Here is a 9647-nt window from a genome sequence, read left to right as displayed (position 1 = left end):
CCCCCATGCGGCCAACTAGCTGCCCGCCTCGAATGTCGTGTCCCTGGGGCCGCGAGGCCCCAAAAAACTTTGAATGAACTTCATGAGCGTGCACATCTGTTGTCGGCTGGAGTCGTTCGGTTGTTCGGAAGAGCAGGCGAAACCGAAAAGCACACGGAGTCCTCGCATAACGTCCTTGGCTCGCAGCACTATTACGGAGACCGAAGCGTTCCCGGCCAATCAGGGCTGCTGAGAGGGCCTACATCACCGACACTCCCGGCCTTCTCCGCACCCTGGAGCGCCAAGGTACTTTCGGCCGGCCAGGCGCTCGGGCAGCCAGATGAGCAAGGGTGCCGCCCCCAGTGCCAGCAATAGCCACAGTCTGGAGAACTGCTCGCCATGCGGGTCGAAGCCATAAGCCAGCAGCCCGCCGAGCGCGAGCAACAGGAAGTACGGCGCCGTGAGGTAGCAGTGAAGTCGGCGGCAGCGTGCGGCATTGACCAGGCAGGCGCCACCCATCACCGCCAGCGCGGCGCTTGCGGCCAGGAATAGCGTGGGGTGTCGATCTGCCAGAAGAATGGTTAGCGTCGCGACAACGGCAGGCAGCCCCCAGAAGCTGATCACCTGCCATGTCTGGCGCAGGCTGTCACCCCTGCCGAGTTCATTAGTCTTAATGTTCATGTTTGCACCTCGCATTCTTTACCCGGCGCAGCAGGACAATTGCTTCACGTCCTTACTGAAGGTTTGCGCCGCGAGCTTCAGGCCCTCGACCATGGTCAGGTAGGGGAACAATTGGTCGGCTAGTTCCTGCACCGTCATCCGGGCGCGGATGGCGAGGGCGGCCGTCTGAATCAGCTCGCCCGCTTCCGGGGTCACTGCCTGCACGCCCAGCAGTCGGCCCGAGCCCGTTTCGGCGACCAGCTTGATGAACCCCCGTGTGTCAAAGTTCGCCAGAGCGCGCGGCACGTTGTCCAGGGTCAAGGTGCGGCTGTCGGTTTCGAGGCCGGCTTGGTGCGCTTCCGCTTCGCTGAAGCCGACGGTGGCCACCTGCGGATCGGTGAACACCACGGCCGGCATGGTGTCGAGATTGAGCATTGCCTCGCCGCCGGTCATGTTGATCGCCGCGCGATTGCCGGCCGCCGCCGCGACATAGACGAACTGCGGCTGGTTGGTGCAGTCGCCGGCCGCATAAATATCCGCTTTGCTGCTGCGCATGCCCTGGTCGATCTGGATGGCACCGCGTTCATCCAGCTGCACGCCGGCCGCTTCCAGGTTCAGGCCGTGGGTGTTGGGCGTGCGTCCGGTGGCGACGAGCAGTTGGTCGACCCGCACTTCACCGTGCTTGGTGGTCAGCACGAACTCGCCGTTGGCATGGGCCACCTGGCTGGCTTGCGTCTGTTCCAGCACTTCGATGCCCTCCAGGCGGAAGGCCGCCGTCAGCGCTGCGCCGATGGCCGGATCTTCACGGAAGAACAGCGAGTTGCGCGCCAGGATGGTGACGCGGCTACCCAGCCGGGCAAAGGCTTGCGCCAGCTCCAAGGCCACCACGGATGAGCCGATCACGGCGAGCCGTTGCGGAATACTGCTGCTTGCCAGCGCCTTTTCCGAGTTCCAAAAGGGGGTATCTTGCAGTCCGGGAATCGGCGGCACGGCCGCACTGGCGCCGGTGGCAATCAGGCAGCGGTCGAAGGTCACGATGCGCTCGCCCCCCTCGACCAGTTCCACACTGAGCGTGTGGCTGTCCTGGAAGCGGGCGGAGCCACGCAGCACGGTGATGGCTGGGGTGCTTTCCAGAATGCCTTCGTACTTGGCGTGGCGCAGTTCGTCGACACGACCCTGTTGCTGGGCGAGCAACCGTTCGCGCAAGACAAGCGGCGGCGTGGCGGGCAGTCCGCCATCAAACGGACTTTCGCGGCGCAGATGGGCCACGTGCGCGGCGCGAATCATGATCTTGGAGGGCACGCAGCCGACGTTGACGCAGGTGCCGCCGATGATGCCGCGCTCGATCAGGGTGACGCGGGCCCCCCTTTCTACCGCCTTGAGCGCGGCCGCCATGGCGGCGCCACCACTGCCGATAACCGCCACGTGAAGCCTGTCACCCTCTTTCCCGGCGTCAGTGCCACCGCTCAGCCAGCCCCGTGCCTTATCGAGCAGGCCGGGACGGGTAGGTAGCGTGATGTCTTCGAACGCCGCTCGATACCCCAGGGCCTCGACGGCGGCCTGCATTTGTTCACGGCTTACGGCCTCGTCGACCTTCAATTCGGCCCTCCCACTGGCGTAGGAAACATCCGCCCGATGCACGCCCGGAATCTTCTCCAAGGCCTCTTTCACATGCACGACACAGGATGCGCAGGTCATGCCAATGATTTTCAGTTCGGTCATAACGTTACTCATTGAATCGTCTCTTGTCAGGTTCACTGGTTTGGCGGCGTCGGACAGGACGCCGGGGAGCAACGGCGGTGCGCGGGCGACACGAAGTCCCAGATGGACACCCCAAACATGACGGCCAGGCCGATATAGAGCAGCCAGCCGCTCCGCCAGCCGTGAGCCAGCATCAAAAACACCGCTACCAGCACCAGGGCCGGGCCGATCAGGCCAGGCGCAGCGCGTCGCCACTGCCGGTGACTGAACCAGCCGAGGGCATTGACGAGCAGAGCCACGCCGGCAAACAACGGCAACAGCGTGGTGATGAACAGGCCTTCCCATTGGCTCAAAAAGCCCAGTCCGATCGTGGCGCCCAGGCTGGCAAGGGCGGGAAAGCACGAGGCGCAACCTATGGCGGAAACCAGCACGCCGACGGAACCGGCTTTGTCACCGATCCGTGTGAACAGATTGAAAGAATTTGCCATCGGAATGCCCGCCTATTGCTTGACGCTGGACGGGTAGCCGGCGTCCTCTGTCGCCTTGGTCAGCGCCTGCGCACTGGTCTTGGCATCGTCGAAGGTGACGATGGCTTCGCGCTTCTCATAACTCACCTCGGCCTTGGTCACGCCCTCGACCTTGGTCAGCGCTTTCTTCACCGTGATTGGGCAAGCGGCGCAGGTCATGCCCGGCACCGACAGGGTGATGATTTGGGAGGCGGCCCACACTGGGGAAACCACGGCAATGAGGGCGAGAGCGGCAAGCAGCTTTTTCATGACCAACTCCTGATTAGTAGAACAAGGGGAGGATGTAGGGGAAAGCGAGCGCGACCAGCACCAAGGCCGTCACGACCCAAAAAACGAGCTTGTAGATGGTGCTTACCTGGGGATCAGCGCAGACCTCACCGGGTATGCAGACTTGAGCCGGGCGGAAAATGCGCCGGTAAGCGAAGAACAGCGCAACCAGTGCCGCGCCAATGAAGAACGGGCGGTAAGGTTCCAGAACGGTGAGGCTGCCGATCCAGGCACCGCTGAAGCCCAAGGCGATCAGCACCAGCGGCCCCAGGCAGCACGTGGACGCGAGGATTGCCGCCAGACCTCCAGTGAGGAGTGCACCGCGCCCATTTCGCGATTCAGACATACGTTCATCCTTCCGAGTGGTTGATCGATGGGTTAAGGTTATTTCCGTAGTTAGGTACGGGGTCAAGCGGCATGCACAACGCGGTGGAAAGCCTGACCATCGGCGCCTTTGCCAAGGCAGCCGGGGTTAACGTGGAAACCATTCGGTTCTATCAACGCAAGGGGCTGTTACCCGAACCGGACAAGCCCTACGGCAGCATTCGCCGCTATGGCGAGGCGGATGTCGCACGGGTGAGATTCGTGAAGTCCGCGCAACGGCTGGGCTTTAGCCTTGATGAAGTGGCCGGACTGTTGCGACTGGACGACGGCGCGCACTGCGACGAAGCGCGTGTGCTCGCCGAGCAGAAGCTTGAGGATGTGCGTGAGAAACTCGCGGATCTTCAGCGGATCGAGTCGGTCTTGGCGCAGCTGGTTGATGACTGTTGCGCGAGCCAAGGGACAGTGAGCTGTCCGCTGATCGTTTCGCTGCAAGCGAGCAAGTGACCGCCCGCACTTCGCGCGTTAGCCCACGATTTCCCGTTTGTCAGGGCTCTCTGTTTGTCGGTCTGAAGGTGGAAAGAGCGGCGCTCATTGAGCGCCGCTGACTGGGCAAAGGAGCACTTGCAAAGGCCCTAGGTTGGTACTGCTATTTGCCCTTGTGCATCAGTGGGGCGGGCCCACGTTGCATCTGGTCGAGTAGCACATATCTACCTTGCAGGCGGACAGCCGGGCTGCGCTTCGCTTCGCCACGGCCTGCCGCCGTGGCGCCCAGTTGTTCAATCTTCTTGACGGTTTCCGCCACTAGGATTGCGTCAGCCTTGTCGCGCATGGAGACAATCTGCTCGGTCGCTCTCGTGACATCGTGATCGCCGCCGTACAGCCCGTCGCCTCTGAGAAGGTCATGCAGGTGATGGATCGGATCAATTCCAAGTGGGGTCGAGGCACGCTCCGCCTGGGCGGGGTGCCGGTGACTCCTGACTGGGGATGTGTCGGGAAATGCTCGGCCCAAGCTATACCACACGGTTAGATCAGCTCTGGACAGTGAGGTGAGGCACACCCCAGCGCTGCTAGGAAGCCGGCTTACTGCTCAGAAGAACCACCTTACCAGTGGCTACGCCCTTCAGTTGAGCTAGTTCGAGAATCAGGGTCTGATTCACTGAGGCCAGTCGAGCCAGATCCTGGCTTAGCTGTGCGTTCTCCGCGCGCAATGCTCTGTTCAGCTCCCTCTCCTTCAACAATGCTTGGTGCTTCGAATCGCGCTGTGCTCGGACTGATTTCCCCATCAGACCACGAATGCGTTCAGCCACGGCTGGGTAGGTGTTGTGGATGAGACCTGGAGTGACCCCTGCCGCTTTCGCTACGCCAGAAATGGACAGCTTTCCGTTTGTTGAAAGGATGCCGTCGATGACCTTATCGAGCATCTCCGAGGTCTTCTGTCTGGAGCGTCCGGAGGATCGTTGCGCAGTTGGCTTATTGGTCAAAGTCGGCACCTTCAAGTTCGCGTTGGGTCACTGTCGCGAGCGTCCAAAGGAGACAGGCCAAGGCTGCTGATTACGTCGAATGCGACCTGCATATCACGTTTTGCCCGTTGCCTTACAGCCGGCCCGGCATCGTCGATTTCCATCAGCTCCAGCTGATGCGAGTAGATCCCCTGCCACGTGGTGGCAAAGGTCTCGTCAATCACAGAGTGCTTGCAGCCAGGACAACGGGTTGCCTCATACAAACCAGCCCCACCACAGCCCCGTTCTGTCGCGATGCACCAGCCATGACCAGTCGCTCGAATGTTTGCATGGGGGGCTGTCTGGGCCAGCAAGGCACTCCGATCTTTGATCGGAATGGCACGTAGCTCCATGATCCTCTCACCCGCCCCTCCAGCAAGTGGCTGATCATCCAACCACGACTCGATGAGATCGATCTTGAATTCCGTCATCTGTTGGAGGATTTCATCGAACAGGGTGAGATCCTGTAGGGGGTTGGAGGCATAGAGCTGAGTCATGCTCATACTGCTGTGTTTGAACTGCCACTTGAGGAAGACGAGCGAGGTACGCCCCATGCGAGACTCAACGAAGCACCGGGCATAGGTGCGACGGCACTGGTGAGTCCGCAATGGCCAATCACTTCCAGCCGCTTTTGCGACGCGCTTGAAGGCTTCATTGGAACCTGCGGCGCTGAGCACTTCGATGTGTCCAACACGTTCGGCTTTGTTGCCGTACCCATTCAAGCAGAGGAACAGTCTCTTCGAGTCCTTTCTGGCTTTCTCCAATCGAAGCAAAAGATCAGCGGAGTCAACTGAATTGCATGACAGTTCAAGGTCACTCAACTCCGCCTCGAGCTCCCTTCTCATGGGGGTTGAGCACATGGCGAAGAGATTCAACGCATCCAGCGTAAGCTCAGGGACAAGATAGTCGACTCGTCCCTTTCCCGTTTTATGCTCGGTCGTGGTTACCCAGCAGTAAGTAACGCCATCCACTACCTCTTTTCGCCACGCACCGACTTCAATCCCGATGACCTCTTCGTTACGCATGCCACTGGTAATGGATGCAATGTACAAAACAGCATCGCGGCAACGAATCATTTTGGGGCTGCGGCGAGTGAAAGTGTCAATTCCGGTGGCTTTCAGATCTTCTTTCGTCTTATGAACGATCTGCTCGCAATAGTTGAAGATCTTCGCCTGATCATCTGGCGGAATTATATCCGTTCTACCCGTATTCTTATTGGCAGCCGAAGTACCCCTTGCTTCTCCAATTCCGCTGACTCGCCACAGGGACGAGTCCCCCCACGGAAAACACTGAAGAGGGGAAAGGGTTTCGGCAGAGAATATCCATAAAAAGTCAATTATCCGCAGCCTGGAATAAAGAGGCATTGGTCTTAACGACTCTGACTTGCAATGGTGAATATAATTACTAATGTGTATGGGCCGAACATCGGAAAATCGTTCAAGCTCTAAATCGCTAAGCCAACGAATAAATGGAATGACACTGGCACTGACGAGAGTTGTAATACCCCGTGCGACAGGTGGCTTTGACCCTGGAAGCCCTCTCTTGAACCATGCATACGCAACTGCTTTGCAGTCATCAATCATCTCAGGTGGGAGATTAAAATCCCAACTGACGTACTTGTGCCCCTCGTTTACGTTAGATTGATCAAAGAAAGGTCGAAGATCCCAGCGAGCATCGCCAAAGCGGCTTAATACAAGAGTTTCGCCACGATCATTAACAATGGCACTAATAACTATCGCATCACGCTCAGCCTTGCTGAGGCCCGAGGCAGTTACAGGTTGCGCGAATAGCACATCATAGGCCTTAAGGGCGGCCCTAGAGTTCCGATTAGCCGACAAGAGCGTCACCTCGAACTTTCCTCATAAACTCAATCTTGCATCCCCAGAACGGATGAGGGGACGCTTTCGCTTTGGCTTTAGCCGCTTCGATCAGTTCAATCTTGAATTTTCGAGACGTAAACTCGTCAATAAGCCTGATGAAATCGCCCTGGCGTTTCCGCCATGCCGCCCACTCATCTGTTAAAAAATACTCCATCTCAGCGTGCAAAAACTGCTGATAGCTGAACAGTCGATACAAGTCTCCGAGAGTCCCTACAATTGCGTAACTAGGACATGTCAAGCAATGAATGAACTCGGAACAATGGGTAACGCCATCTTTGGGTGCCAGGCTTCCATAGAGGCTATCTTTGCAACCTCCTGGGGGTGTCGGTGTGACGTTGATGCCACGCAGCTGATCGGTGAATGCTTCCCCTACGAAGGTGGCACCCTCAACCTTGATCTCGTCATTTATCTTCAAATAGTGGTTATCAGCAACGCTAGGGGAATGGCCCATCACAGCGGACACCTCCAGTAGGTCGCCGCCGCTGAGCTTCCAAAGCCTACTTTCCATAGTCTTTCGAAGACGACTGAGATTAACGATCAGCGGTTGGCCCTGATCGTCCTTCAAAGCATGCCGCGCACAGATACTCTTTGTTGATTGAAATAGCGTACTGGAAGCCAGCGCGACTACCCTATGACCATGCCCATTCTGTCCGGCGCGGTAAAGCCAAACATGCGACTTAAGCTTTTCAGGCGCAAACCCAACCAGTGGCTCAGAAATTGCCAAAGCCTTATTTACAACAGCCACCCCATCTAAAGGAATTGGGTTATATCCGTCATGCAGTTCAGTTTGTCGAATGGTTTTGCTCTGAGCACCCTTGCCGCGTCTTTTTACGGTGTTCAAGAGCCGAAGATTGGGGATGAATGGATGCGGCTGGAGTGCATCTCTAGACATTTCCAGAAGCGGCGTAGTGTTAATTCCAGATCTGGCCGCAGTAATCAGCAATAAGACCGTCATTGCTTCGGCGTCATTTCCAGAGAATAAGCCCTTATGAATGGCTACTAAATCTGACTTTAGCGCAGTGATGAGCCCCTGCATTTCCGAGAGACTGAGCGGCTTCGCGTCATTGGTCGATTTCGCGGTATGGGGGAAAGGAACGGCTGGAAGTAGATCATCTTTATCCGCCTCAACGAATCCGTATTCAATTAGGCTGATGATCAATGACTTCAGCGACGTGTAATAGTTCTTCGCAGTTGACCCGTTTGGATACTTGAGCTTAAGCCACGAAACATATCGCTCAAGATGCCGCTTGGTCAGGCTGTTCGGGGTTGACGGCGGAGAATCAATCGTTCCGCTTTTCAGGAAGGCCATGAAATATCGAAGGCCATTGCTGGAGTACCCTACAAGAGTGGCCAGGGAGAAATTCCCTCCATTGACCAGTGCTCTGATTACATGAATACTCTGAATAGCCCATGCGTCAAAGCCAAACCCAATGTACTGAGAGTGATCAATCTTAGTTACATTCCGGGGATTTTTCGGAAGATCGATTCTAAGCTCATTCTCTACGGTCTCGAATCCTTTAGTGACCGATTGCATTTCAGCTTTATAGTTTTTCTTTCGGGCCAACAGTAGTACCTCAGATGCTTGGAGTAGAGACGGCCATAAACATCATGTCTATCTCGTCTTCATGAGCAAGGACAGACTGAGCCTCTAGCTGATTAATGAGATGCAGGTACACCATCGTTGTTTGAACGTCGGAGTGTCCCATCCTGTCTCGGACATAGAGCAATGGCTCTCCTTTAAAGTCTCGGCTTTTCCTCAGGGCAAGAAGGGTATAAGTCCCATAGGTATGACGAAGCATGTGGGCCCTAACATAAAATCCGCACTTGCGCTCATACGCCTTCATCACGTCGACGATGGAGTCTTTCGTGTACTGCCGCCCCTCCCTTGTCAGCACCAAGGCCGTGGCGCGCCCGTTGCCGGCCGCTTTCCGTACTTCGCGCTCATGAAGCGTGTACGACCACATTTCCTCCATCAGCGACCAAGGCACGTCAATTGTTCGAGGGCGGCCGTACTTGAGATGCATGTCCGATGGCTCGAGAGCCACGCTGATCATTTGCCCAGGGCGGAGGCCCTTCTTCAGCCGAGGATTAAAGACGTACTTGAAAGGGAAAGTGCGCGCCTCGCAGGAGCGAAGACCAGTGCGAACCATCAGATGGAACAAGATCCGGTGACTTGGATCGGCATCGAGGGCGAGGCAAACCTTAGCCTGATCTTTGGTCAGGAATTTGGTCAATCGCTTACGCTCTCGCACCATCACTGAGGGCTTCGTACTCTCGGCGTTAGGACGAGCTACGTGACTGAGGAAGCCGGAATGCGGAGTCGCTCTGACCCTTCGCTCGCCAAAGGGCAGCGCTGCGATCAGATCACGCTGCTTGGCCCATTGGTAGAACCTCACAATTAGGTTCAGTCGCTTGTTCAGAGTGCTGGGATCTAGTTCCAACTCACCGCTCGACCAGTCTCTATACCGCGACAGGACGCTCAGGCCATCTGCCTGACTCTCCTCATTCCAGGCCAGACCATTGGCCTCGAGGAAGGCGAAGTAGTCGAACAGACGGCGTCCATAGGCCTCCCACGTCAGAGCACTGAGTGCCTCACCTGACTCGACTAGCGTGTGCCAAAGGAAAGATTGCGCCGGCTCCACTGGCCAACCGTCGGCGCCAACCAACAGAGGGAAACCTTCGAATGATCGACCCGCTACAGCAAGGTCTTTTGTTGCGAACACCAGCCTCATTTCACAGCCTTAAACACCATCCAGATGACTCCCCTTCAGAGGCTGGAATGTAATTTCTCAGGCTTCTATCAAGGTGGT

11 protein-coding genes and 1 pseudogene are annotated in these 9647 nt (G+C 57.1%); 2 read left to right on the top strand and 10 right to left on the bottom strand.

The annotated features are described in order from the left end of the window. Positions 1-243: 243 nt before the first annotated feature. Genes L6D89_RS25355 through merT form a run of 5 tightly spaced genes read right to left on the bottom strand, consistent with a single transcriptional unit; the run spans position 244 to position 3480 of the window. Entirely contained in the window at positions 244-660 is a 417-nt protein-coding gene (locus tag L6D89_RS25355; protein WP_008567175.1) for a hypothetical protein, read from the bottom strand. An 18-nt stretch (positions 661-678) separates the two neighbouring features. Continuing rightward, entirely contained in the window at positions 679-2361 is a 1683-nt protein-coding gene (gene merA / locus L6D89_RS25350; RefSeq protein WP_008567178.1) for a mercury(II) reductase, read from the bottom strand. Between the two features lie 32 nt (positions 2362-2393). Next, positions 2394-2828, bottom strand: a complete 435-nt coding sequence (gene merC, locus L6D89_RS25345; protein ID WP_008567179.1) for an organomercurial transporter MerC — start codon at positions 2826-2828, stop codon at positions 2394-2396. A 12-nt stretch (positions 2829-2840) separates the two neighbouring features. Beyond that, positions 2841-3116 (bottom strand): mercury resistance system periplasmic binding protein MerP, encoded by a 276-nt coding sequence (gene merP, locus L6D89_RS25340; RefSeq protein WP_008567180.1) that lies wholly within the window; start codon positions 3114-3116, stop codon positions 2841-2843. 13 nt (positions 3117-3129) lie between these two features. After that, on the bottom strand, positions 3130-3480 hold the full coding sequence (gene merT, locus L6D89_RS25335) for a mercuric ion transporter MerT (RefSeq protein WP_008567181.1): 351 nt from the start codon (positions 3478-3480) through the stop codon (positions 3130-3132). 71 nt (positions 3481-3551) lie between these two features. On the opposite strand from merT, the gene merR reads away from it, so the two are divergent. Then, positions 3552-3962, top strand: a complete 411-nt coding sequence (gene merR / locus L6D89_RS25330) for an Hg(II)-responsive transcriptional regulator (protein ID WP_008567182.1) — start codon at positions 3552-3554, stop codon at positions 3960-3962. A gap of 142 nt (positions 3963-4104) precedes the next feature. On the opposite strand, the gene L6D89_RS25325 is transcribed toward merR, so the two are convergent. After that, positions 4105-4287: a hypothetical protein gene (locus tag L6D89_RS25325; RefSeq protein ID WP_008567184.1), complete on the bottom strand. Its 183-nt coding sequence runs from the start codon at positions 4285-4287 to the stop codon at positions 4105-4107. A gap of 33 nt (positions 4288-4320) precedes the next feature. Between L6D89_RS25325 and L6D89_RS25320 the strand changes: the two are divergent. Then, positions 4321-4508 (top strand): annotated as a pseudogene (locus L6D89_RS25320) (DUF4113 domain-containing protein); the annotation flags it as partial. Positions 4509-4525: 17 nt separating this feature from the next. Here the strand turns inward: L6D89_RS25320 and L6D89_RS25315 are convergent. From L6D89_RS25315 to L6D89_RS25300, 4 genes are all read right to left on the bottom strand, one after another. Further along, positions 4526-4879 (bottom strand): hypothetical protein, encoded by a 354-nt coding sequence (locus tag L6D89_RS25315; protein ID WP_008567186.1) that lies wholly within the window; start codon positions 4877-4879, stop codon positions 4526-4528. Between the two features lie 71 nt (positions 4880-4950). Beyond that, positions 4951-6804: a site-specific integrase gene (locus L6D89_RS25310; RefSeq protein WP_010794483.1), complete on the bottom strand. Its 1854-nt coding sequence runs from the start codon at positions 6802-6804 to the stop codon at positions 4951-4953. Beyond that, complete coding sequence (locus tag L6D89_RS25305; RefSeq protein ID WP_010794484.1) at positions 6785-8401, bottom strand: hypothetical protein; 1617 nt, start codon at positions 8399-8401, stop codon at positions 6785-6787. Before L6D89_RS25305 ends, L6D89_RS25310 begins: the two co-directional genes overlap by 20 nt. A gap of 10 nt (positions 8402-8411) precedes the next feature. Continuing rightward, a complete protein-coding gene (locus L6D89_RS25300; RefSeq protein ID WP_010794485.1) occupies positions 8412-9569 on the bottom strand; it encodes a tyrosine-type recombinase/integrase in 1158 nt (385 codons plus the stop codon). Between the last annotated feature and the right edge of the window lie 78 nt (positions 9570-9647).

The sequence above is a fragment of the Pseudomonas pseudonitroreducens genome (genome assembly GCF_021603645.1).
GTDB classification, from domain to species: domain Bacteria; phylum Pseudomonadota; class Gammaproteobacteria; order Pseudomonadales; family Pseudomonadaceae; genus Pseudomonas; species Pseudomonas pseudonitroreducens.
Note: the sequence above shows the minus strand (reverse complement) of the source record. Positions and strands in the feature narration are given on the sequence as shown.